Annotated in this window: 25 protein-coding genes; 16 read left to right on the forward strand and 9 right to left on the reverse strand. The window is 38.4% G+C overall.

The window, feature by feature from the left end; genetic code table 11:
* Positions 1-34 precede the first annotated feature (34 nt).
* The 5 genes from F7731_RS05865 to F7731_RS05885 all read left to right on the forward strand — a co-directional run bounded on the left by F7731_RS05865 (position 35) and on the right by F7731_RS05885 (position 4,468).
* The gene (locus F7731_RS05865) at positions 35-1,045 is read left to right on the forward strand and encodes an ABC transporter permease (protein ID WP_151533838.1); all 1,011 of its coding nucleotides are present in this window, start codon (positions 35-37) and stop codon (positions 1,043-1,045) included.
* The gene (locus F7731_RS05870; protein ID WP_151533839.1) at positions 1,020-1,814 is read left to right on the forward strand and encodes an ABC transporter ATP-binding protein; all 795 of its coding nucleotides are present in this window, start codon (positions 1,020-1,022) and stop codon (positions 1,812-1,814) included. The genes F7731_RS05865 and F7731_RS05870 overlap by 26 nt, the downstream gene beginning before the upstream one ends.
* A gap of 188 nt (positions 1,815-2,002) precedes the next feature.
* Positions 2,003-2,731, forward strand: coding sequence for an AzlC family ABC transporter permease (locus F7731_RS05875; protein WP_151533840.1), 729 nt, complete (start codon positions 2,003-2,005; stop codon positions 2,729-2,731).
* Complete coding sequence (locus tag F7731_RS05880) at positions 2,724-3,029, forward strand: AzlD domain-containing protein (RefSeq protein ID WP_151533841.1); 306 nt, start codon at positions 2,724-2,726, stop codon at positions 3,027-3,029. Before F7731_RS05875 ends, F7731_RS05880 begins: the two co-directional genes overlap by 8 nt.
* Before the next feature lie 158 nt (positions 3,030-3,187).
* Positions 3,188-4,468 (forward strand): M48 family metallopeptidase, encoded by a 1,281-nt coding sequence (locus F7731_RS05885; RefSeq protein WP_151533842.1) that lies wholly within the window; start codon positions 3,188-3,190, stop codon positions 4,466-4,468.
* A gap of 310 nt (positions 4,469-4,778) precedes the next feature.
* Here the strand turns inward: F7731_RS05885 and F7731_RS05890 are convergent, their stop codons facing one another.
* Positions 4,779-5,015 carry an IDEAL domain-containing protein gene (locus tag F7731_RS05890; protein WP_151533843.1) on the reverse strand — a complete coding sequence of 79 codons (237 nt, stop codon included), beginning with the start codon at positions 5,013-5,015 and terminating at the stop codon, positions 4,779-4,781.
* Positions 5,016-5,242: 227 nt separating this feature from the next.
* On the opposite strand from F7731_RS05890, the gene F7731_RS05895 reads away from it, so the two are divergent.
* Positions 5,243-5,809 (forward strand): competence protein ComK, encoded by a 567-nt coding sequence (locus F7731_RS05895; protein WP_151533844.1) that lies wholly within the window; start codon positions 5,243-5,245, stop codon positions 5,807-5,809.
* A 31-nt stretch (positions 5,810-5,840) separates the two neighbouring features.
* On the opposite strand, the gene F7731_RS05900 is transcribed toward F7731_RS05895, so the two are convergent.
* A complete protein-coding gene (locus tag F7731_RS05900; RefSeq protein ID WP_151533845.1) occupies positions 5,841-6,236 on the reverse strand; it encodes a YhjD family protein in 396 nt (131 codons plus the stop codon).
* Positions 6,237-6,579: 343 nt separating this feature from the next.
* On the opposite strand from F7731_RS05900, the gene F7731_RS05905 reads away from it, so the two are divergent.
* From F7731_RS05905 to addA, 6 genes are all read left to right on the forward strand, one after another.
* Positions 6,580-8,571, forward strand: a complete 1,992-nt coding sequence (locus F7731_RS05905; protein ID WP_151533846.1) for a S9 family peptidase — start codon at positions 6,580-6,582, stop codon at positions 8,569-8,571.
* A gap of 341 nt (positions 8,572-8,912) precedes the next feature.
* Positions 8,913-9,848, forward strand: a complete 936-nt coding sequence (locus tag F7731_RS05910) for an LCP family protein (RefSeq protein ID WP_151533847.1) — start codon at positions 8,913-8,915, stop codon at positions 9,846-9,848.
* Between the two features lie 219 nt (positions 9,849-10,067).
* Complete coding sequence (locus F7731_RS05915; protein ID WP_151533848.1) at positions 10,068-10,688, forward strand: TVP38/TMEM64 family protein; 621 nt, start codon at positions 10,068-10,070, stop codon at positions 10,686-10,688.
* 18 nt (positions 10,689-10,706) lie between these two features.
* The gene (lepB, locus tag F7731_RS05920; protein WP_151533849.1) at positions 10,707-11,261 is read left to right on the forward strand and encodes a signal peptidase I; all 555 of its coding nucleotides are present in this window, start codon (positions 10,707-10,709) and stop codon (positions 11,259-11,261) included.
* A 192-nt stretch (positions 11,262-11,453) separates the two neighbouring features.
* Positions 11,454-14,948: a helicase-exonuclease AddAB subunit AddB gene (addB, locus tag F7731_RS05925; RefSeq protein WP_151533850.1), complete on the forward strand. Its 3,495-nt coding sequence runs from the start codon at positions 11,454-11,456 to the stop codon at positions 14,946-14,948.
* The gene (addA, locus tag F7731_RS05930) at positions 14,945-18,697 is read left to right on the forward strand and encodes a helicase-exonuclease AddAB subunit AddA (RefSeq protein ID WP_151533851.1); all 3,753 of its coding nucleotides are present in this window, start codon (positions 14,945-14,947) and stop codon (positions 18,695-18,697) included. The genes addB and addA overlap by 4 nt, the downstream gene beginning before the upstream one ends.
* 167 nt (positions 18,698-18,864) lie before the next feature.
* Here the strand turns inward: addA and F7731_RS05935 are convergent, their stop codons facing one another.
* Genes F7731_RS05935 through F7731_RS05960 form a run of 6 tightly spaced genes read right to left on the reverse strand, consistent with a single transcriptional unit; the run spans position 18,865 to position 20,827 of the window.
* Complete coding sequence (locus F7731_RS05935) at positions 18,865-19,083, reverse strand: spore germination protein (protein WP_151533852.1); 219 nt, start codon at positions 19,081-19,083, stop codon at positions 18,865-18,867.
* Between the two features lie 12 nt (positions 19,084-19,095).
* The gene (locus F7731_RS05940; RefSeq protein WP_151533853.1) at positions 19,096-19,506 is read right to left on the reverse strand and encodes a spore germination protein GerPE; all 411 of its coding nucleotides are present in this window, start codon (positions 19,504-19,506) and stop codon (positions 19,096-19,098) included.
* A 6-nt stretch (positions 19,507-19,512) separates the two neighbouring features.
* Positions 19,513-19,689: a spore gernimation protein GerPD gene (locus tag F7731_RS05945; RefSeq protein WP_151533854.1), complete on the reverse strand. Its 177-nt coding sequence runs from the start codon at positions 19,687-19,689 to the stop codon at positions 19,513-19,515.
* Positions 19,686-20,315: a spore germination protein GerPC gene (gene gerPC, locus F7731_RS05950; RefSeq protein ID WP_151533855.1), complete on the reverse strand. Its 630-nt coding sequence runs from the start codon at positions 20,313-20,315 to the stop codon at positions 19,686-19,688. The genes F7731_RS05945 and gerPC overlap by 4 nt, the downstream gene beginning before the upstream one ends.
* A gap of 44 nt (positions 20,316-20,359) precedes the next feature.
* Positions 20,360-20,590 (reverse strand): spore germination protein GerPB, encoded by a 231-nt coding sequence (locus F7731_RS05955; protein WP_151533856.1) that lies wholly within the window; start codon positions 20,588-20,590, stop codon positions 20,360-20,362.
* 15 nt (positions 20,591-20,605) lie between these two features.
* The gene (locus F7731_RS05960) at positions 20,606-20,827 is read right to left on the reverse strand and encodes a spore germination protein (RefSeq protein ID WP_151533857.1); all 222 of its coding nucleotides are present in this window, start codon (positions 20,825-20,827) and stop codon (positions 20,606-20,608) included.
* A gap of 187 nt (positions 20,828-21,014) precedes the next feature.
* Here F7731_RS05960 and F7731_RS05965 point away from each other — a divergent pair, with 187 nt between their 5' ends.
* From F7731_RS05965 to F7731_RS05980, 4 genes are all read left to right on the forward strand, one after another.
* Positions 21,015-22,199, forward strand: coding sequence for a DUF418 domain-containing protein (locus F7731_RS05965; protein WP_151533858.1), 1,185 nt, complete (start codon positions 21,015-21,017; stop codon positions 22,197-22,199).
* A gap of 91 nt (positions 22,200-22,290) precedes the next feature.
* Positions 22,291-23,190: a fumarylacetoacetate hydrolase family protein gene (locus F7731_RS05970; RefSeq protein ID WP_151533859.1), complete on the forward strand. Its 900-nt coding sequence runs from the start codon at positions 22,291-22,293 to the stop codon at positions 23,188-23,190.
* Positions 23,191-23,273: 83 nt separating this feature from the next.
* Positions 23,274-23,630, forward strand: a complete 357-nt coding sequence (locus F7731_RS05975; RefSeq protein ID WP_151533860.1) for a YisL family protein — start codon at positions 23,274-23,276, stop codon at positions 23,628-23,630.
* 138 nt (positions 23,631-23,768) lie between these two features.
* Positions 23,769-25,421 carry a putative bifunctional diguanylate cyclase/phosphodiesterase gene (locus F7731_RS05980; protein WP_246197140.1) on the forward strand — a complete coding sequence of 551 codons (1,653 nt, stop codon included), beginning with the start codon at positions 23,769-23,771 and terminating at the stop codon, positions 25,419-25,421.
* Between the two features lie 45 nt (positions 25,422-25,466).
* On the opposite strand, the gene F7731_RS05985 is transcribed toward F7731_RS05980, so the two are convergent.
* Complete coding sequence (locus F7731_RS05985; RefSeq protein ID WP_151533862.1) at positions 25,467-26,030, reverse strand: DUF2777 domain-containing protein; 564 nt, start codon at positions 26,028-26,030, stop codon at positions 25,467-25,469.
* Between the last annotated feature and the right edge of the window lie 20 nt (positions 26,031-26,050).

The following is a 26,050-nucleotide window of genomic DNA, read 5'->3' on the forward strand; positions in this document are numbered from 1 at the left end:
GCTTGCGCATATCAATTCAGAGAGGAAGATGAAGATGCCAACAGCCATCTTTGGCTCGATAGAAGCAGGTGCAATTTATGCATTAATGGCATTAGGAGTCTATTTATCTTTTAGAATATTAGATTTTCCTGATCTAACAGTGGATGGGAGCTTCGTTACTGGTGCTGCCGTGGCTGCAGTCCTTATCGTTGGGGGAACAAATCCATTTGTAGCTACGTTTATTGCAATCCTTTGCGGATTTGCGGCAGGGTGCATGACTGGCCTTCTTCATACGAAGGGGAAAATTAACCCTCTATTATCAGGGATCCTTATGATGATTGCCTTATATTCAATTAATTTAAGAATAATGGGGAAATCAAATGTTCCGCTATTATCGGAAGAAACAGTAGTCACAAAATTGACGGCATTTTGGAAAGGGTTAGGGCTGGATAATGGCATTCAAGCATTATTTTCAGCAACCGGCTTCGTTCCAAATACGTGGGGAATTCTCATCATTATGCTTCTATTAGCCATCATTGTTAAAGTAGTGATTGATCTTTTCTTAAAGACAGATTTTGGCTTAGCGATTCGTGCAACAGGAAATAATGAAACGATGATCCGCAGCTTCTCAGCGGACACTGATTTATTAAAAATTGTTGGTCTTGGCATTTCCAATGCTCTTGTCGCATTATCCGGTGCACTTGTTGCGCAATACAACGGCTTCAGTGATGTCGGGATGGGAATTGGAATGATTATTATTGGTCTTGCATCCGTTATTATTGGGGAAGCGATCTTCGGAGCAAAGACGATTGTCCGGGCTACATTTGCTGTAATTGGCGGAGCTATATTATACAGAATTATCGTCACACTGGCATTAAGAGTCGATTTTCTTGAGACGGGTGATATGAAGCTGATTACCGCCTTTATCGTTGTTTGTGCGCTGATTCTGCCGAAGATGCTTGATAAGCAGCGTGAAAAACAGCGTAAAAAACGGAGAATGGCTCAAGTTGTACAAAAAGCAAATGAGAGTGGTGAGCATATTGCTGCAATTAGATCAAATTCATAAAGTTTTTAATGAAGGGACACCTGATGAAAAAATAGCCTTGCAGCATATGAACCTACACTTAAAGCCCGGTGATTTCATGACTGTCATCGGCAGCAATGGGGCAGGGAAATCAACACTTATGAACCTAATATCCGGAAAGCTGATTCCTGATATTGGCAAGGTCGTTATTGACGGAAAAGACGTGACAGCCGTGAAAGAGTTTAAAAGGTCAAGGCTTATTGGCCGCGTCTTTCAGGACCCGATGGCTGGGACCGCACCGGCTATGACGATTGAAGAGAATTTAGCGATTGCTTATTCAAGAATATCCTCTCGCGGGTTAAAAAGAGGAGTGACGAAAGCAAGACGGGAATTTTTTAAAGAGAAGCTAGAAACACTTCATCTCGGATTAGAAAATCGTTTGGAGGCAAAGGTTGGTTTATTATCGGGAGGGGAAAGACAGGCCTTATCTTTATTAATGGCAACCTTCACTGAACCGAAAATCCTTCTTCTTGATGAGCATACGGCCGCACTCGATCCATCACGTGCGGAGCTGATTACGCAGCTGACAAAGCAAATTGTAGAAACGTATAAGTTGACAACATTAATGGTCACTCATAATATGCAGCAGGCGCTTGATCTTGGGAATAGGCTGATTATGATGGATAAAGGGCAAATAATTTTCGAAACGACTGAAGAGGAGAAGAAAAACTTAACCGTCGAAAAGTTATTAGAAGAATTCCAGCGAATTCGTGGAGAGAAAATGAGCAGTGATCGGGCAGTACTCATTTAAATTAACTTTCGAGAAAGCAGGCATATCCATGTGATATGCCTTTTGAAATTATGTCGGCGACATCCGGAAATTGGATCTATTTATTAAACAGGCGAAGACTATTGTGTATTATCTTGTACAAATATATAATAATAACCTAATAATATAGCAATATATCGAAAATTTTGTCTTTAAAAGGTGGTGCAGTCATGGCTGAACTGGCTATGAACAAATCCCAGTCAGAATTCAGGAAGGGATTACAATCAGGGATAAGCATATCCATTGGATATATACCAGTAGCGTTAACTTTTGGGCTGCTCGCTAAAACGACAGGTTTGTCATTTAGTGAGACAGTATTAATGAGCTTTGTTGTATTTGCAGGTGCTTCCCAGTATATTTCGCTAAGCTTACTCTCCCTTGGGACAGGGATCTTTGAAATTATTTTAACAACATTTATTGTGAATATTAGACATTTCCTTATGTCATCTGCTTTAAATGAAAGATGTGAAGATGACGATCTTGTTCATAAAGCAGTTTACTCATTTGGGATTACGGATGAATCCTTTTCTGTAGCAGCCATGAACGAAGGCAAGGTCACTACGGGCTATATGTACGGTCTCAATTTAATCGGCTATTTTAGCTGGGGGATCGCCACTGGTTTTGGCTATTTATTAGGAGCGAGTCTGCCGCAAACACTACAGGAAAGCATGACCATTGCCCTTTATGCCATGTTTATTGGATTATTAGTGCCATCCATGAAGAAAAGCGTGAAGGTTGTATTTTTGGCTGCTCTAGCTGCCTGCTTTAATACGATATTCACCTTAACGGAAACTCTTTCAACTGGCTGGGCAATTGTTGCAGCTACACTATTATCATCCGTTATCGTTGAGCTTATTGAAGGGATGAAGAATAAGCAGAGGAGGAAAGACGATGAGTAGTCACATCGTTTGGATGATTATTGGGATGGGAGTCGTTACATATATTCCAAGAATGCTTCCTTTTGTTCTCCTAAAAGGGAAGAACTTGCCGGCATTTTTGCAAAATGTTTTAAGAAATGTTCCGTCTGCTACTTTAGGAGCACTCGTTTTTCCAGGGGTTTTCTTTATCAATGATGATCTATGGTTTGGAATACTTGGCGCAGCTGCCGCCTTTTTTGTAGCGTACTTAGGGGTTAATGTTATTATTGTCGTCTTAAGCTCCATTGCTGTTTTATCAATCTATTCTTTCATGATGTAATCATTATTGGACCGGTTCAGCGCGGAACCGGTTTTTTCTTGTGAATTTTGTACATCCTAATCAAAGAATTGAGGAATGCTTGTATGAAGAAATTGTTCTAAATATTGATTTTCATACTAAACTTACATTGAAGGGTTGTACGAAAAGGGGGGAGTAAGATGGCAAGAAAAATAGGCTTTTACGGTGTCATACTTTATTGTCTTTATGGACTATTATTTTATTGGTATTTATTTTATTTCGCAGACACAAGCTTAAGCTTTGAATACGAAGGAACGCGGGCAGACCCTGCTACATTTTTGAATGGAAGGGAACTCATGCTTAGTGAGGAGTACTCGAAAGTAAGAAATTTATTATTTTTCTTGTCGACACCATTTGAATGGCTGTTCTATCTTTTTATTCTATTGCTCGGTTTGTCTAATGCATTTAAAAAATGGGCCGAGCAGTCAGCGAAATATAAGTTTGTTCAAAGAGCAATTTATTTAATTTGGCTTTCTTTCTTTGCTTTTATTGCGACATTGCCACTAAGTTATATAAGTTATTCTTTATCGAAGAGCTATAATATTTCAACGCAAACGTTTGGTGGCTGGATGAAGGATGAATTGATTGATTTCTGGGTTAATTATGGCACGCTATTAATTATTGTCACTGTTCTTTATTGGATCATTAATAAAAGCCGGAAAAGATGGTGGCTTTATGCCTGGTTGCTTTCCATCCCATTCACTTTATTTATGATGTTTTTACAGCCAGTTGTCATCGATCCGCTTTATAATGATTTTTATCCATTGAAAAATAAAGAGCTCGAAGCAAAAATATTAGCATTAGCTGATAAAGCTCATATTCCTGCTGAGCATGTTTATGAAGTTAATATGTCTGAAAAAACGAATGCCCTCAATGCTTATGTAAACGGAATCGGTTCAAATTCGAGAATCGTTCTGTGGGATACTACTTTGAACAGGCTAGATGAGCAGGAAATTTTATTTATCATGGCACATGAGATGGGGCATTATGTTGAAAAGCATATTTATTTTGGAATAGCTGGATATTTGCTTTTATCCTTGGTCGGTCTATATATAACAGGCAGGATGATGGAGATCATTATTAGCCGATGGGGGAAAGAGCTAAAAGTTCCTGCAGTCAATGATATCCGCTCTTTGCCGCTATTATTAATGATTATTTCGATGCTCATGTTTATTTCAAGCCCGCTTTCGAATTTTGTTTCCCGCTACGAAGAGGCGCGCGCAGATCATTATGCGATTAAACTGACAAAAGATACGGATGCTGCAATTAAAACATTTCAGGAGCTTACTCGTGCTGGGAAAAGCCAAGTTAATCCTCCGTTATTAGTGAAAATTTTCCGATATGGCCACCCAACCATGCTTGAGCGTATCTCTTCTCTGGAGGAATATGGACTTAAAAATCATTTAAAAAAACACGAGTAGCGCTACCTTCTACTCGTGTTTTTTTGTCTAGCTCCAGCGCCTACCCCCGACGTACAGGGTTTACTAGTGTCGACAATACGACAGGACAAAGAAGACTTAGACAGCGACACATCGCACGACCAAAAGTATAGCTTTTGGGAGGACGTCGTGTTTTTATCGACCTCGAGGTCACAAGGCAATCGGCTCAGAAAGGTAAAATACACCTTTCTGAGCCGATTGCCTTGTGCTTGTCGGCGGTGATCAAGGCGCTTCCGCTTTTCTATTTGCAAAAAAATAAATCTCCTAGCCACGCTAGGAGATCGTGAAAAAATTATGTTCCGAAACGCTTCGTTAATTCAATATATTGTTTAGATAAATGAATAAATGCCGGTTTATTTCCTTCTTCAAGGGAGTGGTCGATTTCGTCCATTAGCTTCTTTTTTTCCGATGTCAGCAGCACTTCAGAGAGAAGCATGTCGATGTAAAGATCCAAAACATAGGACTCTTTTAGCTTTTTCCTTTTCATGGCGTTTTTTTTCATTAGCTCTGTGTATGATTTTTCATTCATGAAAATCACCTCAACGCTTTTTACTATTATATGGAGCTCCTCCTCTTTATTCAACTCAATTTTTAAAATTTTTAGGAAATTTTGTTGGTATAAAATTTTAGATAGGAGTCTTAAAGCCCGCTAATCTCCGGTAAAAATTGTGTACAAATTAGGAACTTTTTGAAGAAAGTGAATTTTTCTAATAATATTTGGTATAGTAGAGGTAGAATAGTTTAGGAGATGAAAAAATGACTAATAAAATGCCGCCTATAATTGAAGAATATGAAATTAACCCTAATACGATGATTATTTTGCCATTTACATATGGATCGAAGATTTATTCGAAAATTTGGGAGCTTGAGGAAGAGTTTATTTCTCCATTTAAGCCTTTTGATATCATTAAGAAAAGCTGTTTTTTATATGGAAGCAGTTATGAGGGCAGAAAAGAAGCAACGAAGCACTTAATTGGAATTACCCACAAAGCACCAATAACTGTAGACTCCGCAAACTCCATTTATTTTTTTCCAACGACATCTCCGAGTAACTCAAAATGCATTTGGATATCTCAAGAACATATTCATTTACATCGGCGTTCTGATACCCATACCCAAGTAATATTTAAGAATAAGAAGCTTTTATCTATCCCGGTTTCTTATAACTCATTCCATAACCAAGTATTACGAACAGCCTTATTAAAAACGACGCTAAGCAGAAGAATTGAGAATACTGGACTCGGCGACTGGTATCTCATAAGCGGAAAGAAAAATCTCAATGCTTCTGAGCGTCCAGGCACATATCGAACAAGAGGAAGATGAATAGCATATTAAGCCCGAGGGGGATTGTCAGTTATGATAAGCCCTCTTTCTTGTCTTTATGTCGATCCTGCAGATGCCTTCTATATAAATAAAAATCTAATAACTCTTGAACTTTATTGCGAATGCGGGGATTGAAATAATTGTGATGCTCTTCATAGCCTTTATAGAGAAACATGAACATCGTAAAAGCTTCATCCCGCTTTAACTGTTCAACCTTCAACTTATTTTGATACATATATTGTTTCACTTCTTTTAATTCCTTTTGAATAACCTTCATTGTCTCTTCAATCAAATTTAAATAAGGCTGTTTCAGCTTAAAAGGGCTGTTGTTAAAGACGGTAAGATCTCGATTTAAAACAGTTAAAACCATTGGAAGATATATAGCCTGCTCGATAATATTGCGGTCCTCCTCAGGAATTCTTGTCATAATATCACCATTCTTTTTAAATTTAATTTAGTCGAATATCTATTTCTAGAACACCTGTTCTATTTCTATATTATAGCTAATTTAGATTTAATGCAAGAGCCGATAATGTCGAATCATGAGAATACACTTATTGTGTCCATATCGTTAATCTTTCGAGTGACATTTATAAATCTAAACTATAAAAATAAAGGAATTTTATTTCAAGTGTCGAAATAAGTTAGGAGCCAAAAGATGTCTAGCTTCAGCGCCCCCGAAAGGTAAAAGGCAACCTTTCTGGGAGGATCATCTTGTGCTAAACCTGAGGGTGACCAAGGCGCTTGTGCTTTTAGAGGAGGAATTTATCGTGAAAGAAAAAAGAACTATTAAACCAGAAGATCTGTTTAAGCTGAAATCTGTGTCCGATCCCCATCTCGCAGCGAATGGGAAGGATTGTATTTTCGTTGAAACGAAAATGCTCGAGAAGGAAAATAAATATTGCTCTAATTTATTTTACATAAATGTACAAGAAAAAAATCAGCCTGTTCAGTGGACCTTTGGCGAAAACAGAAATTATTCCCCACGCTGGTCATCAGATGGAACAAAATTAGCGTTTGTATCCGATAGAGAGGGAAAAGGGCAAATCTATGTAATGGATACAAATGGTGGCGAGGCCCGCCAACTAACAAAATGCCCAAATGGTGCAACGAATCCCGTTTGGTCGCCAGACGGCCGCAAGATCGCTTTTAATGTGGCCCTTAAACATGATGAAACATTAACCCAAACTGAAAAGCAAGAGAAAAAAGAAGATAAACTTCTTGTTCCGCTTGAAGTTGAAAAAATGAAATACAAATCAGATGCTTCAGGGTTTTGGGACGGAAAATATAATCAAATCGGGATCGTTCAAGTTGAAAGTGGTGAAGTGGAACTGCTAACCTCAGGTAAGCATGATTTTCAGCTGCAAAGCTGGTCACCAAATGGAAATAAAATTGCTGTAACTGCAGATTTAAGTGAGGATAAGGATATATCTTTCATTAGTGATGTTTTTTTAATTGATACTGAAACAAAGGATTATGAAAATATTACAAATGGTATTGGCTCCTTTGGCCATGTTACATGGTCCCCAGACGGAAAAAATCTTGGGATGTTCGGCCATGAACAAGAATTCAAAAATGCCACTCTTTCAAAGATTTGGCTTTACAATGTTGAAGTGAAAAATCTTACATGTCTAACTGCCGATTCAGATTTATTAGTAGGCGATTATGCGATTGGTGATTTTCAGCAAGGAGCAGTATCGCCAGGGATCTTATGGGGAGAGGACAATCATCGCTTCTATTTCTTAGCGACAGATCATGGCAATACGGTTGTTTATTATGGCTCACTAGATGGCGAACTTTATCCGGCTCACTTAGATCGCCAGCACATATATGGACTTTCAACTGGCGGAAAAATAGATCGTGCGGTTGTTGCCATCAGCAAGCCGACGAACCCGGGTGAATTATACTTATTAAGTGTAACAACGGGTGAATTGGAGCAGCTGACGAATGTGAATGAGGAAGTTTTAAATGAAGTTACACTTGCCGAACCAGAGACCATTCAATTTCAATCTTCAGATGATTGGGATTTGCATGGCTGGATCATGAAGCCTGTGAACTTCAAAGAAGGAGAAAAATACCCGCTCATTCTTGAAATTCATGGCGGTCCACACGCCATGTATGCCAATACGTATTTTCATGAATTCCAATGCTTAGCCGCTGAAGGATATGCCATTCTTTACATAAATCCTCGCGGGAGCCATGGCTATGGACAAGCTTTCGTGGACGCCGTAAGAGGCGATTATGGCGGAAAAGATTATGAAGATATTATGGATGCTGTAGATTATGCACTAGCTAATTATGACTTTATCGAAAAAGATCGCTTAGGGGTAACGGGCGGAAGCTACGGAGGCTTCATGACCAACTGGATTATTGGACATACGAATCGTTTCAAAGCAGCTGTAACTCAGCGCTCCATTTCGAACTGGATTAGTTTTTACGGAGTGAGTGATATCGGTTATTATTTCACCGATTGGCAAATCCAGAGTGACTTAAATGATATTACAACATTATGGAAACATTCGCCGCTAGCCTATGTTGATCAAATGGAAACACCGCTTTTAATCCTTCACAGTGAGAAGGACTACCGCTGCCCAATTGAACAAGCGGAACAATTATTTATTGCCCTGAAGCATCGCGGGAAGGCAACGAAGTTTATTCGTTTCCCGGAAGCTAACCACGAATTATCACGGAGCGGAAAACCTAATTTAAGAATGAAACGTCTCAATTATATTATCGAGTGGTTTAAAGAGTATTTAATATAAACTAAACGAAAAGCCGTAAGCCTTTAACAGGTTTACGGCTTTTCGTTTTTAAAAGAAATGCAACATTTACCAGCGAAAAAAAGAAACTTTTTTACGATATAATCAGTCTTATATGTTTGAAGGTCGAATGCTATTAACTTTTTTCAGCAAAAGTCTTCCACCGAATAGGTGGTTAGTTGTATGCAAATAGGTATCCAATTCAGTTGGGTTCAAACCCATGCTGAATAAAGTTACGCCTCCGGCGGATGCCTCAAATTTTTTAAAGGAATTTATCGAGCGAGCTCGATAAAAATTTGGGCGCAAATACGCCTAGGCGAATTTGATAAGAAAGGATTAGACATATGAGATCAGAAAGATATCAGCAAAAAAAACAACGAAAGGGGAAATGGAAAACATTTTTCCTTATTCTCATTCTTATTTTGGGTGGATTAATAGGTTATTCTTATTTTCAATATAAGCAAGGGGTTGCACTATCGAAAGAGAAGGCGACAATAAAAGCAGAGAAGTTTGAATTTCATGGCGACAAGGATCAGTATGGCGGTACGAATATTCTTCTTCTAGGCAGTGATGCCCGTGGGAATGAAAGATCAAGAGCAGACACAATTATGATTGCTCAATATCGTCCTGATAAAGGATCGTATAAAGTGATTTCAATTATGAGGGATTCGTATGTTAATATCCCAGGGCATGGAAAGAATAAGATCAATGCCGCATTAGCTTTTGGCGGTCCGGAATTATTAAGACAAACGATTAAGGAGAATTTTGATATTGACCTTAAATATTATGCAATCGTTGATTTTAATGGTTTTGTTCATTTAATTGATGAAGCATTTCCACAAGGCGTAGAAATAGATGTAGAAAAAGCAATGTCTACCAATATCGGAGTTTCATTACAACCTGGATTACAAAGACTAGATGGACAGCATCTTCTCGGTTATGTACGCTTTCGCCATGATGCTATTGGCGATTTCGGCAGGGTTGAGCGCCAGCAAAAGACACTAAAAGAAGTGGCATCCCAGTTTAAGAGCTTTCAAACGCTCGCCAAGCTGCCTAAATTAGTCGGTGTGATGACGCCATTCGTTAATACAAATATGGATACAGCGGACATCCTTTATATTGGTAAAGACTTTATTTCTAAAAGCATGAGTGATATTGACACTTTACGTGTACCAATAGATGGCTCCTATGAGAATCAACGAATAAATGGTGCCGGCGCCGTGCTAGCGATAAACCTTGAAAAAAACAAACAAGCCATTCAAGAATTTTTAGAAAAATAATATTCTTTTACCTAAAAATAGGTGTACAATGAAAAAGAAAGAGGTATAAATAAGACAAGTACTTCTCAGCTTAAGAATTGTCTAGATCCAGCGCCTACTGGACGTACTAGTGTTGACAATGCGACAGGACAAGGAAAGTTTCTGCGAATAATCATCGCAGGAACAATGTCCTTTGATTATTCAGAAGGCGCTTCCACTTTTCGCTTCAAGGAGTTTATAATGGATTTCGAATGGTTTAAAGATTGGTTTACAATGGAACACATAATGGATTTAATAGAAAAATATCGTTCGTTCGGCCCGTTACCAGGAATTTTGCTTCCGATGATTGAAGCTTTTTTGCCATTTTTGCCCCTCTTTTTATTTGTGATGGCCAATGCAAATGCCTTTGGATTATGGCTTGGCTTTCTATTTTCATGGATCGGTGCAACAGTGGGAGCTCTACTAGTTTTTTTAATCGTGCGAAAGTATGGTCAACGAAGGATTCTGCGCGTTCTTAAAAAACATTCACAAGTACAAAAACTAATGACATGGGTGGAAAGACATGGTTTCGGTCCGCTGTTCATTCTTTTATGTTTTCCATTTACACCTTCAGCCATAGTTAATATCGTTGCAGGTCTTTCAAAAATAAGTATATATCAATACATGCTTGCTGTTTTTACTGGGAAGCTCGTCATGATCTTTACAATGAGCTTTATCGGATACGATATTCAATCACTTATCACGCAGCCGATTCGAACTGCGATTGTAGCAATAATTATTTTTATCCTTTGGTATGTTGGGAAAAGAATAGAAATAAAAATGAACTTGAGGACGGCTAAAGAAAGGAATATTCAAGAGTAAGAGGAAGGAGAGAAAAGGTTGAAGGAAGAAATCAAAAAAGAAGGAATCGAGTGGATGAAGGCTTTTGCCATTGGCATAATTATCTTTGCCTTTATCCGAACATTTTTCTTTTCAAATTATATTGTCGAAGGCGAATCGATGGAGCCGACTCTTGAAAACGGCAATAAATTAATTGTCAACAAGATTGGAACACATATCGGAGAATTACACCGTTTCGATGTGATCGTCTTCCATCATAGTAAGGAAGAAGATTTCGTAAAGAGGATCATTGGCTTGCCCGGAGATAAGATTGAATATCGCAATGACGAGCTTTACGTCAATGGTGAAAAAGTAGATGAGCCATACTTAGACAAATATCGGAAAGAAGCAATAGGCAGCATGCTGACAGGAGAATTTACCTTGAAAGAGGTTACTGGAATGGAAATCGTTCCTGAAGGGAAGCTTTTTGTACTCGGTGATAACCGAGCGAAAAGCTGGGACAGCCGCCACTATGGCTTCGTTCCTATCGATCAAGTGGTCGGAAAGGTCAACTTAAGGTACTGGCCTCTTGATGAGATGGATGTTTCTTTCTAGTCTTCTTTAAAACATAATATATTTATGATTAGGACTCGATTTTTTCGAGTCCTTTTCTATGTCTAGCTCCGAGCGCCATCGGCGCTCTCCGCTTTTCATTTTCCCATTATTTTAACAAAGGTAAATGCAAACAAATGCTCTTATCTATGATAAAATATTAACTAGAATAAAGAACGGAAAGAGAGGGTGCATATGTCCATTCGTGTATTAATTGGCCGTTCTGGGAGCGGTAAAACAGAGTTTTGTCTAAATGAAATTCGCGATGAGCTTCGGAAAAATCCCGGTGGAGATCCGATCATTTACTTAGTTCCAGAGCAAATGACATTTCTGTCGGAATATAAATTGATCAATACACCTGAACTTGGCGGAATGATTCGCAGTCAAGTTTATTCCTTCACTCGCCTTGCTTGGAGAGTTTTACAGGAAACGGGCGGGATGAATCGCTACCATTTAAGCAGTGTCGGGATCAGCATGCTTATTCGAAAAATTATGGATGAAAAAAAGGACGAGCTTAAGCTGTTTCATCGTGCCGCTGATAAAAATGGATTTATCCAGCAATTGGAGCAAATGCTGACAGAGTTTAAAAGATATTGTATTCAGCCAGAAGAGCTCACAGAGAAGCAAGACCAATTGTCAAAAGGAGAAAAAACAAATAACGCCCTCCAAGATAAACTTCACGACCTTGAATTGATTTACCGAAATTTTGATGATTCGCTTCAAGGTAAATATGTAGATTCAGAAGACTATTTCCGTCTACTAACGGAAAAAGCTGCTGAATCAAGTTATTTAAAACAAGCTGAAATTTATATAGATGGCTTTTATAGCTTTACACCGCAGGAATATATGATTGTCGAGCAGCTAATGAAGCATTGTAAAAGGGTGACAATCACATTCACTCTTGATCAGCCTTTCAAGCATCATCCGCCTGATGATCTCCACTTATTTAGAATGTCGGGTGAAACATGCCAGACTATTTATGAAATAGCTGCACAAAATGGCTTGCCAATTGAAGAGATAATATTAAAAAAACAAAAAAAATGGGAAGAGCCATCTTTAACGCATCTTGAAGAATGGTTTGACTCACGTCCCACAAAAGGCTATGAAGGAGAGACTGTTGTCCATATTGGTCAAGCCGCCAATCGCAGGGCGGAGATTGAAGGAATAGCTAGAAAAATTAATCAGCTCGTGCGGACGGAAGGCCTGCGCTATCGAGATATCGCTATCCTCTCAAGAAATGGACAAGATTATTTCGATTTGATTGGCACAGTTTTTCAAGATTATCAAATTCCGTATTATATTGATCAAAAAAGAACGATGTTAAATCATCCGCTTGTTGAATTGATCCGTTCAACCCTTGAAGTGATTAACGGAAACTGGCGCTATGAGCCTGTATTCCGAGCAGTAAAAACTGAATTATTATTCCCGGCAAAATTGAATGCCGATCATTTACGAGAAAAAATGGACAGACTTGAAAACTACTGTCTAGCATATGGTATCCAAGGGGACAGATGGACGAATAATAAAAGATGGATATATAGGAGAATAAGTGGATTGGAGTTTGCATCCTCTGCTCAAACAGATGCAGAAAAGGAAATGGAGCAGGAGTTAAATGACTTAAGGGAAATGATTACTGGCCCAATTTTAAGACTCTCAAGACGCTTAAAGAAAGCAAGCACGGGTCGGCAATATTGTGAGGCACTCTATTTATATCTAGAAGAATTAGATATTCCAGCTAAATTAGAGCAATGGAAGCTAAAAGAGGATGAGAATGGGAACCTCGTAAAATCCCGAGAGCATGCACAGGCATGGACTGCAATTATGGATTTGCTGGATCAATATGTCGAAATGCTTGGAGACTCCTCTGAGAAAATCAGCTTGAAGCAATTTGCTTCTATTCTTGAGGCGGGTATGGAATCTTTAAGATTTACTCTTGTACCGCCTTCTTTGGATCAGGTTGTAGCCGCCGATATCGAATTATCCCGTCTATCAGATATTAAAGCTATCTTCGTTATTGGAATGAATGACGGTGTGTTTCCCGCTAAATTTTCTGATGATAGCTTGCTAGCGGATGATGATCGCGAACAGCTCTTAGTGAAGGGATTAAAAATTGCTCCATCAAGCAGAACTCGACTTCTCGATGAAGAATTTCTCGCTTATAAAGCATTTATGACCCCATCTGAGTGGCTATTTATTAGCTATCCATTAGCTAATGAGGAAGGAAAAGCATTAATGCCATCGTCCTATATCAATAGAATAGGAGATTTATTGCCTAATTGTATTCAGCACGCCTATTTATCTGACCCTGCTGAGCTGCCGGAAAAAGAACAGCTGGAGTATGCTGCCCATGTAAATACAACACTAGCCTATCTAACTTCTCAATTGCAGCTTAAGAAAAGAAATTATCCAATCTATGATTTCTGGTGGGATATTTATAATTATTATCTCAATCAAGAAGGGTGGAAGGGACAAGCTCTTAAAGTTCTATCTAGTCTAAATTACGAAAACCAAACAAAGCAATTAAGAGAAGAAACAAGCAAAGATTTATATGGTGATATGATTCAGGCGAGTGTTTCGCGAATGGAACTATTCCATGGCTGTCCATTTTCGCATTTTGCTCAGCACGGACTTAAGCTTAGAGAACGGCAAATATTCCGCCTTGAAGCCCCTGACATAGGAGATTTATTTCATGCTGCATTAAAATATATTGCTGAAACAGTCATGAACAAAAAGCTTGCGTGGACGGATTTAACTAGACAGCAATGTGAAATTCTTGCCCATGAAGCAGTAGAAATGCTCGCACCGAAATTGCAAAATGAAATTTTGCTAAGCTCAAACCGTCATTTTTATATAAAAAGAAAGTTAGAACAAATCATTAGCCGTGCATCTTTTATATTGAGTGAACATGCGAAAGCAAGCGGCTTTTCACCTATTGGTTTGGAACTAGGCTTCGGGCCAAAAGCAGAGTTGCCGCCGCTCACATTCCCGCTTAAAAATGGCACAAAGATGGAGCTTGTCGGCAGAATTGACCGGGTAGATAAAGCAGAGGATGAAAATGGCGTCTTTTTAAGAGTGATAGACTATAAATCCAGTTCAAAGGATTTGAATATAAATGAGGTTTATTACGGGCTTGCACTGCAAATGCTTACGTATTTAGATATTATTGTTTCACATTCACATACGTTGATTGGATCAGAAGCAAATCCAGCAGGGGTTTTATATTTTCATGTGCATAATCCGATGCTTAGCACATCAAAAATGTTGACATTAGAGGGCATTGAACAGGAACTATATAAGAAGTTTAAAATGAATGGACTGATTCTAGGGGAGGAAAATGTCGTTAGATTAATGGATCAGACACTTGAAACAGGTGACTCTCCGATTATTTCTGCAGGATTTAAAAAAGACGGCACACTTTCCAAACGTTCAAAAATCGCGAGCAAGCAAGAGTTCGATGATTTACGGAACTATGTCCGCAAAATCTATACAAAAACAGGCAATCAAATTACAGCAGGGAAAGTTGATATTTCCCCTTATAAGATGAAGGAAAAAACTCCTTGTACATTTTGTTCCTTTAAGCCTGTATGCCAATTTGATGAATCATTAGGCGCAAACGAGTATCGTATGCTCGTTCCACAAGGGAAAGAGGAAGTATTGAATTTAATTCGGAAGGAGGCTGAAGAAGGATGAAATCAATGATTCCAGCTAAGCCTGCGGACGTTACTTGGACAGATGACCAATGGAAGGCCATTATGGCAAAGGGACAGGATATTCTTGTTGCAGCTGCGGCAGGATCAGGTAAAACCGCTGTTCTTGTAGAAAGAATTATAAAAAAAATTATTTCTGATGATAACCCGCTTCATGTAGACGAGCTGCTTGTCGTTACATTTACAAACGCCTCTGCAGCGGAAATGAGACACAGAATAGGAGAGGCACTTGATAAGGCCATTAATGCGAATCCGAGATCCGCGCATTTACGAAAGCAGCTTAGTTTATTAAATAAAGCATCAATCTCTACATTGCACTCTTTCTGTTTGGATTTAATCAGAAAGTATTATTACTTAATTGATATTGATCCGAGCTTCCGAATTGCTGATGAAACAGAAGCGCAGCTTTTGAGGGATGAAGTGCTGGAAGAGCTTTTTGAAGAGGAGTATGGAAAAGAAGGAAATGATGCATTCTTTGCACTTGTTGATACATTTACAAATGACAGGAGCGATTCTGCTCTACAAACAATTATAAGGGATCTATATGATTTTGCCCGCTCCAATCCGTCTCCTAATCAATATCTCGATTCTATAATTGAGATGTATAATGTCAATGAAGAAACGAAAATTGAGCAGCTCCCTTTTATAAAGGCGTTGTCAGAGGATATTGATCTTCAACTGAATGGAGCAAAACAATTACTCGATCAGGGGCTAGAGCTGACAAAGCTGCCTGGAGGTCCGGCCCCAAGAGCAGAAAATTTCATTGCTGATCTCCATGTAGTGGAGACACTTATCAATGCGAAAAATGATTCTTGGGTCACTTTATATGAAGCGATGCAATCATGGTCATTTGGCCGGGCAAAAAATTGCAAAGGCGATGAATATGACAGTGAATTAATAGAACGGGCTAAGAAGCTGAGAGATCGGGCAAAGAAGATTATTCAAGATCTTGGGGAGGAGCTTTTTTCCCGCAAGCCTGAAAGCTTTATTCGCGATATGGCAGAAATGAAGCAGCATATAGAAACATTAGTTTATATCGTGAAGGAGTTTTCAAGCCGTTTCCATCAAATAAAGACGGAAAAAGGGCTAGTCGACTTTGCCGATCTTGAGCATTTTTGTTTAGACATCCTTTCAGAATCAGATAACGAAGGAAAGCTTAAGCCATCAGACGCAGCAATCGGATGCAGAAATCAATTTAAAGAAATATTCGTCGATGAGTACCAAGATGTCAACATGGTCCAAGAAGCGATTTTGCAATTAGTAACAATAGACTCTGAACAAACAGGAAACCTTTTCATGGTAGGAGATGTCAAGCAGTCTATTTACCGTTTCCGGCTGGCTGAACCTAATTTATTTTTAGGCAAATATAATCGGTTTACAAAGGACGGGGAAGAGACCGGTTTAAGAATTGACCTGGCGAGAAACTTCAGAAGCCGAAAAGAAGTGCTTCACGGAACGAACTATCTTTTTAAACAAATCATGGGCGTTTCAGTTGGTGAAATTGTCTATGATGAAGCGGCAGAATTAGTACCAGGGGCCCCATATCCAGAGGAAAATGTCTATCCGATAGAATTATCAATTATTGATCTAGAAGGGGCAGAAGATGAACCGCAAGATACGGAGCAGGAGGGCTTTGATTCTGCTGACCTTGCCCAATCCCAGCTTGAGGCAAGATTTATGGCTGCAAAAATTAAAGAAATTATTACGGAGCGGAAGGAAGTATATAATCCTAAAACAAAATCGGGCCGGCCGGCAGAATACCGTGACATCGTCATTCTTCTCCGTTCAATGACATGGGCTCCGCAAATTATGGAAGAATTTAAGCAGCAAGGAATTCCGGTTTATGCGAATCTTTCCAACGGCTATTTTGAAGCGACTGAAGTAGCGATTATGATGTCATTATTAAAAATAATTGATAATCCGTACCAGGATATTCCACTGGCAGCTGTGCTAAGATCACCGATTGTTGGATTAACGGAAGAAGAGCTATCACAAATTCGGATACATCATAAAAGGGCCACATTTTACGAGGCATTGACTTCGTTTTGTACAGACAAGCGACTTAAGCAAGAAGAGCTATTCGAAAGGGTCCAGCCATTTTTTAAGCAATTGAAAAATTGGCGATTAATGGCGAGGCAAGGCGCTCTATCTGAGCTTATTTGGCATTTATATCGCGAAACCGGACTCTATGATTTCGTAGGAGGCATGCCAGGGGGGAAACAAAGGCAAGCGAACTTGCGAGCTCTTTATGATCGTTGCCGGCAATATGAATCCACATCATTCAGAGGTTTATTCCGCTTTTTACGCTTCATTGAACGCATGCGGGACCGAGGAGATGATCTCGGTGCAGCCCGTGCCTTAGGGGAGAAAGAGGATGTTGTTCGTATAATGACGATCCATAGCAGTAAGGGGCTTGAATTTCCGTTTGTATTCATAGCTGGGCTTGACCGTAATTTCAATACGATGGATTTGAAGAAATCGTATATGCTTGATAAGGAATTCGGCTTTGCCGCAAAATATGTCAATGCAGAGAAGCGCATTTCATATCCATCCCTTCCGCAAATTGCTTTTAAAAGGAAGAAGAAAATGGAGATGCTGGCGGAAGAAATGCGAGTACTTTATGTAGCCTTAACAAGGGCAAAAGAATATCTCTATTTAGTTGCATCAGTAAAAAGTGCAGAGAAGAAGGTCGATCAATGGCAGCAAGCTACTGAAAACTTAAACTTCCTCCTTAATGAATATGATCGGGCCTCAAGTCTCAGCTTTCTTGATTGGATTGGCCCTGCACTTGTAAGGCATAAGGATTGTGAACAATTAAGAACAGACGGAACTAATTTAAGCCCGCTTATTTCTAGTGAGATTACAGATCACCCGTCATGCTGGAAAGTGCAAATGCTAAAAAGTGAAGAAGTAGCAAAGTTCCTTGATGAAATGGAAATAGAAAAAGATCTTTATTTGCAAATGGTGTACAACGGTGAAGCAGTGCCAGTGCAATCGCAGTTAAAAAGTATTGTAGAAGAACAGTTATCATGGAAATATTCATATACTAAAGCATCCCAACATCGCTCAAAGCAATCTGTTTCAGAAATAAAAAGGCAAATGGAGATCGTTTCACTTGAAGATAGCGGAGTGGAGTTTTTACAAAAGTTTCAAAAGCCAATATTTATCCGACCTCAATTTATGCAGGAAAAGTCATTGTCTCCTGCTGAACGCGGTACAGCTATGCATATGGTGATGCAGCATATTGACTTTAGAAATGAGACAACGGTAAAGTCGATCGAAGCAAAAATGGATGAGATGGTTTTAAAAGAGCTCTTAACAGAAGATCAGCGTCAAGCTATTGATCCAATCTTAATTGAGCAATTTTTCCATTCTGATCTAGGCAAAAGAATGGTAAAAGCAGAAGAAATCAAACGGGAAATTCCTTTTAGTTTTTCGTTTCCGGCGAGCGTTGTTTATTCTGATTGGAACGGGGAAGAGGAAGCTGTATTCATCCAAGGAATCGTTGATTGTCTATTTGAAGATGAACATGGCTTAATCTTAGTTGACTACAAAACCGATCAAATTAATGGACGTTTTAAAGGCGGTTTTGCTGAAGCGAAAGAAATATTAGAAGACCGTTATCGGGTGCAAATTGACATGTACACGAAAGCATTAGAACAAATTTTAAAAAGAAAAGTGAATGAGCGGTATTTATTTTTCTTTGACGGAGCGAATACAATTAAAATGTAATTAGAAAAGCGCAAGCGCCTTGCTCACCCCCGACAAGCACAAGTCGAGCCTCTCTGAAAGGTGTACTTTACCTTTCTGGGAGGATTGGCTTGTGACCTCGAGGGGGTAGGCGCTGGAGCTAGACAATTAAAAATCGGCAAGAGGCCCTAGAGGTCCCTTGCCGATTTTTAATTATTTCCGGCGATAGGCTGATCAATGAGGTTCGTATCGAGAACATTGGTTGCACTTAAACCATTATTCGTAATTACAAATCCCCCAATACTTAATGCCCCTTGCCCTGCAAATGTTTTTGTAGCTGATTTAGGTGAAATAAAAAGTGCATCCCCGAACTGGACGATACCTCCTCCAACATTAATAATTTGTACCGGACCGATAATAGCTGGCATATCAATCTTCCTTTATTCGTAAATTTGTGTTTCCTCACTTTGTCCTTCAGGGAAGTTTCTAGACTGGAGCTGTCTAATATGCTTGATCCTTGCCTCCATAGCGATATGCTGACTGCTGCCAATATGAACGACACTTGACGCAGAAACCCCATTAATATTAATGCTGTTCACTTTGATAGCGGGAGAAAGATTAACTGTCTGCATAGTAATAGCCTCATCAATGAGAGGAAATGGAATTGGTTTTGTATATGCTCGATAGGAAGCGAAGTTCCCTTCATTTCCAAAAAACGTATCTACTTCTCGGTGGACGGCTAAAGCCCGCGAAAAACCTTGGATAAAGGTTGAATCACCAATTTCGATAACAGATCCAATGATAAGCGTATCTACATGAAATTGATCTACAATTGATGTTCTGCTAAGCATGTGACATCACTCTCGTGTTAATGGAACAAAAGGGCCGATGATTAAGGATTCAGCAGGTGTATCAAAAACGGAGGCGAGCTGGATGGTTTGGGTGTCGCCGACCATTAATAGTGATGAGCTAGAAACCCCAATAACCCGTATATTGCCAACACAAATATCACGGTTATATACTTCATAGTTCATTCATTCTTCATTCCCTTCATATTTTCTGGGAGATTTTTAAGAAACGTTTGAACACCGTTTCTTATTTCTTTTTTTAATTGCTCAACTATGGGCTGATTTAAATCAGATTCTTCATTTTCGGGACTCTGTTCCCTTTTTGGTGCCGCCGCTTGCTGCTTAAGATAGTATTCGATGCGAATTGGCAGCTGCTTTTTAATATCTTCTTTAATAAAAGTTGTATATGATTCATCGACTGTAGTATTTAATGCTTGAGCTGTCTCCTCAATTACACCTTGTAAATCAGTTTCCAAATATTTATACATTTCCTCTTCAAGTTCCATCGTCCTTTGAAAATGAACCTTAGGCTGATTAGGAGTGTTGATACCTTTATTATTTATCGCAAAATCCTCAATCTCCTGAAGTTCAGATGGATTCAGACCGATATTCAAAGTTCCATCTAAAGTTTCAACCTTTAATTGGTCAAATTTATATTCAATCCTGTCAACTCGTATAGGTGGTCGTGTTTTCAATTCTCCTGTAAGCTTCTCTAATTCCTTTACCTTTTTTTCAAGGTAAGAAATTCTCTTCTCTTGGGCTTCTATAAAGAGGTGCATTTTTTGAAGGTAAGAGTATAATTCCTGATTCATACATACCACCCCACTTATTTCGAAACTTGAGAATGGTCTTTAAGTTATCTTCCACCTCCGCCTAATGGAACCGCTGGGGCTTCAATATATTCTCCTTCTGCACCAATACCGGGATGGAGCGCTTGAGGTGCGGGCCCAGTAAATCCGCCTGTATTATACAAATGCGCAGCAGGTTTAATAATTCCGGCACTGCCAATCTGCAGGACAGAGGAATTTGTGATCCCGCCAATTTTTATGAAATTAATATTAATGGATTGATTAATATAAAAGTTCATCATTTCACCCTACAATTAAGCATTTAATAATATAGCTTGATCTATTCCATCTGAATCATTTACGTTCGTACTGCTCTGCTGATTATAAATACTAAGGCCATCACCTGTATTAAAGGAACCAGCCCCTGAAAAGGTTTTTGCACTTGATACCGGCATAATCTTATAAACATCTCCAATATGAAATACTCCACTGCTTCCAATTGAAACGACCTGTGCAACTCCAACGATAGCTGGCATAATGACACCCTCTACACTTATTTCTCTTAATATCCTATGTGCCTAAATACAGATTGTGCCTAGAAAAACTTACCGCTCATTGAAAAAATGATTTTTATGATGTTTTTAATGTAAAAACTGGACAGTTTGCCTACTATTCTTCTATTATTATATATATTATTTACAAAATTTAGAAAAGGAGACGTTTATGAATCAACATTTAAGTCCGGTTTCGGAACGGGAAAGGATTCTCTCATTAGATATGATAAGGGGCTTCGCCATCTTAGGAATTTTTCTTGTTAATATGCTATCTTTTCATTCACCGTTTCCATTTATTGATCCTTATGAATGGTGGAAGGGACCGGTTAATCATACAGTATATCGGTTTATTGATATCTTTGTGCAGGCGAGCTTTTATACACTCTTTTCACTACTATTCGGTTATAGCTTAGTTATTTTTAGAGAAAAAGCGATTTTGAAGGGGCAGCATTTTGGCAAGATGGCGGTGAGAAGATTAACGCTCCTGCTCGTAATTGGGATCGTTCATGCCTTCCTCATTTGGCATGGGGACATATTAATTACATACGCATTAATGGGATTTTTATTTCTGCTTTTTATTAGGATGAATGGGAAAAATTTAATTCTTACGGGTTTTCTCTTATATGCGATTCCAAACATTCTTTTAATATTTTTATTAATTATTGCCGTCCTTTTTAGCCCAGAAGGGGATTTAGCTTTGATTGATCCGAAGATTGCAGAGGCGGCACTACAAGCATACCAGAATGGGAGTTTTTCAGAAATAATGGTTCAAAGATTCAGAGAATGGTCTTTTGCTAATAATTTAGAGACTTTACCAATTATGATTGTGTCAATTTTTCCATTGTTTTTAATAGGTGGGGGGGCAGCTAAGCTTAAGTGGCTTGAGAACGTAGAAAAGCATACGAAGCTACTGCGGAATTTACTAATCATCTCTTTATTAACGGGAATGTTTTTTAAATTGACCCCATATATATTTGGCGGAAATCCTGCGACAGATTATATACAAGACATTTTTGGGGGACCATTATTAGCTATTGGCTTTGCCATGTCCATTGCACTTTTAGCGCATAAGCAAAAGGTGAAAAAACTCCTTTACCCATTGTCCTATGTTGGCAGACTGTCAATGAGCAATTACTTATTCCAATCAACCATTTCAACTCTCATATTCTATCATTATGGTTTAGGTTTGTATGGAAAGGTTTCAGTCCTTACCGGAACGATCATGGTTATCGTCATCTACATATTTCAAGTAATTATTAGCCGCTATTGGTTACGCCATTATTATTACGGTCCGGTGGAGTGGCTCTGGAGAAGCTTTACTTATTTCCGCTTACCGAAGATGAAACGAAGCTAAGCTAAGAGAAGTGATGTAATTAGCTGATAAATCTTGCAATTCAATGTATAATTTGAAATGGCAGATAATTACGAAAAAATGAGGTGCTAATGTGAAATTTGTTACAGCTGAATATGCCGGAGAAGTTTTTGTAGGAGTTATTAATGAAGCAGAAACAAAAGTTTTGCCGCTTAATCATGCATCAGTAAAGAAGTCAGGAAGCAGAGAGTTTCCTGAAAACCTAATTGATTGTATTGCATTAGGAGATTCGTTAATCCAGAAGGTGCATAATCTATTAGATTATGCCGCTGCCCACGAAGATTTATTTATTCCAGTTGAAGCAGTGAAGCTAATGGCTCCCATTCCGAAACCAAGCAAAAATATTTTCTGCGTCGGTAAAAACTATGCTGAACATGCGATTGAAATGGGAAGCAAGGATGATATTCCAGAGCATGTCATGGTGTTTACGAAAGCTCCAACAACAGTGATTGGACATAAGGATACAGTTCTTAATCATCGAGAAGTAACAGCTCAGCTAGACTATGAAGGTGAATTAGCAATTATTATTGGTAGAACAGGAAAAGGAATTAAGAAAGAAGAGGCACTTAATTATATTTTTGGTTATACAATAGTTAACGATATAACGGCTAGGGATCTGCAAACTCGTCATAAGCAATTCTTTATTGGGAAAAGTCTTGATACAACATGCCCAATGGGCCCATGGATTGTCCACAAATCAACAGTAGGAAATCCAAATAAGCTCCATATTCAAACAACGGTTAATGGGGAAGTAAGACAAAATTCCAACACTGAAAATATTATTTTCTCTGTTGAGGATATCATCACTACCCTTTCTCAAGGAATGACACTAGAACCAGGTGACATTATTGCAACGGGAACACCAGCTGGAGTAGGTAAAGGGTTCAAGCCGCCACGGTTTTTACAATCGGGAGATCGAGTCGAAGTAACGATTGAGAATATTGGAACATTATCTAATCAAATTGAAATTTAAACTTTTGGGGTAATTCTTATATTTAGGAAATATATGCTAAGTATGATATGATGTAATCGATTTTAGTTAAGGAGGCTGCATTGATGATTCATGCACATATTACAACATGGGTTTTAGCACTTGTATTATTCTTCATTGCTTTAGGATTACATAAAAGCGGAAAAGCAAGAGGATTAAAAGTAGTGCAAATGATCTTAAGGCTATTCTATTTATTAATTATCGGGACGGGCATTTGGATTTTAAGCTCGCTAAATAGCATTAGCATGCTTTATATCTTAAAATCTTTACTTGGAGTTGCCGTTATCGGTTTCATGGAAATGATTATTGTCCGGTCAGTAAAGGGAAAGAAAACAACAACGTTTTGGTTATTATTTGTTGTAACTCTTATTCTCGTTCTCTATTTAGGATTTGTTAGACTTCCATTAACGTTTATGACATAGACAAAATTCGCCAAAAAACTATATATTCCTTAAAAAACTGCTGAATAGGCAGTTTTTTCTGTTTTTAGACATATCAACATTCCAGATTTTATGGTATTTTTATCTTATAAATACGTCGCGGAATTAGTGGGGGACCCCATGGCTAAAACATACATGTGTTTTTATGATGATAACGATCAATTAAATCATTTTATAGACAAACATAAACTAAGCGAATACCCGAACTTGCTTGTACAAATATTTACTGGAAATACAGATAAGACTTTTATACATAACCTACAGTACATTGTAAAAGAAAAGGCATCATTAGCCACTGTTATTAGCTGTACGACATCGAGTGAAATTTTCACAGAGAAACTAAGTGAAAATGTGCCTGTTATTTCCTTTACAATTTTAGAAAAAAAAGAATTAAGCTCTATATTACTTCAACGTGATTCTTTTGAAAGTGTCCAAGAGCAAAGCTATAAATCTCTTTTAGAAAAAATCACTGAATTATCGAATTTCGACCATGATACTGGCCTGCCGAATCGAATGAGATTCACTGAACAGCTTGGAGAAATGCTTCAGCTAGCCAAAAAGAAAAAACGGGTGCTTGCTGTCCTTTCTATAGATATGGATCGTTTTAAGCTCATTAATGACAGTTTAGGACATTATGCGGGCGATTTCATATTAAAAGAGATTGCCTATAGAATTGAAAAAGTATTGCCAAGCGGTTCGTATCTCGGAAGATTTAGCGGAGATAAATTTACTGTCATTATGTCAAGGGAAGTTCAAATAGAAGCAGTTATGAAAGTATCGAAGTCGATATTAATGGAAATTTCGAAGCAAGTATATCATAAGCATCAAGAGTACTTCGTAACTGCTAGTATTGGAGTCTGCTTTTACCCTGAAGACGGGATGGACGAGCATGAGCTTTTGAAAAACGCTGATATTGCAACGAATCGCTCCAAACAAAAAGGCGGAAACCAAATAACCTTTTTCTCTACTGAAATGAATGAGGAAGCAATAAGCAGGCTTGAATTAGAAAGCTATTTAAGAAAGGCATTGCAGAAAAATGAATTTTTCTTAATGTATCAGCCATTAATCGATTTAGGGACAGGGAAGGTTTTTGGCAGTGAGGCGCTCATCCGCTGGAACCATCCAAAGCTAGGTCTTGTTTCGCCAGCAGACTTTATTCCTTTGGCCGAAGAAACGGGGTTAATTCTCGAGATCGGCAGATGGGTACTGCGAACAGCTTGTATGCAAAACAAAAAATGGCAATCAATCGAGAATAGTCATCTTTCTGTATCAGTGAACGTATCAGCTTATCAGTTTCAGCAGCCTAGCTTTCTGGATGATGTCAAACAGGCTTTAAGCGAGTCCCAGCTGAAGCCTCAGTATTTAACGTTAGAGCTAACTGAGAGTACAATGCTAACGAACATTGAATACAGTATTTCAATTATGAAGGAGCTCCAAAAGATAGGTGTTAAAGTATCAATTGATGATTTTGGAACAGGCTACTCTTCATTAAGCTATTTAAAGGAATTACCAATTAATACGTTAAAAATTGACCGCTCCTTTATTAATAATCTGCGCGTTGATACTTATGATATTGCGATTGTCAAAGCGATTATTACGATGGGACACGGGCTTGAAGTAAAGGTAGTAGCTGAAGGCGTCGAAACAAAAGAACAAATTGATTTGCTAAAGGAATTGAATTGCCACTATGCTCAAGGTTTCTATATTCACAAACCATTAATGATTGCTGATTTTGAAAAAGGATTAAGGGAATTAGTCCGTAAACAAGATTGAATTAAAACGAGTAAGGGTGACTCAAAACGTGAGTCACCCTACTTTTTATGAAGAAATCTTTTCAATGACCATTCTTTTCCCACTGTTTAATGTAAATTCAAAACGGTCGTTCATTTTTTCGAAGTAGCTAAAATGGTGCTGGACATTGCAAATATGTTCCTGATTATCAAAAACGATGAAATTCACACCGCTTTTTCTTTCATTTCGGTCGAGAAAAGAGAGTTGATTATAACAATAAATACAATCGAAAATGGAAAACTCCAAGGAATTTAATGTCGTAATAAATTGGAAAAAGGCATCATCATTCATTTCCTCAAGCAATTTCTCTAAAGAAAACACAAGATGCTTACGTATGCGAACAGAGTCTTGATCTTTCAGAAGAAAGACTTCATTGTCTAATCCGACCTTACCTGATTCAAACAAAATCCCTTTTTTCCAGCGTTTAAATCGAAATAGCTCTACTTCCTGTTGGAGGAAATCTTCCAGTAATGATGCTTCGTCCGTTTCTTTATCAAAAAATACCCATTGATCATTAATGTATTCAATGATTCCTTCTGTGTATGACCGGGTTTGATATTCTATTAGTTTCGTTCGCTGCTGTCTATCCATAATAAACCTCCATCTGATTC

The sequence above is a fragment of the Cytobacillus depressus genome, assembly GCF_008923245.1.
In the GTDB taxonomy this organism is placed as follows: domain Bacteria; phylum Bacillota; class Bacilli; order Bacillales; family Cytobacillaceae; genus Cytobacillus; species Cytobacillus depressus.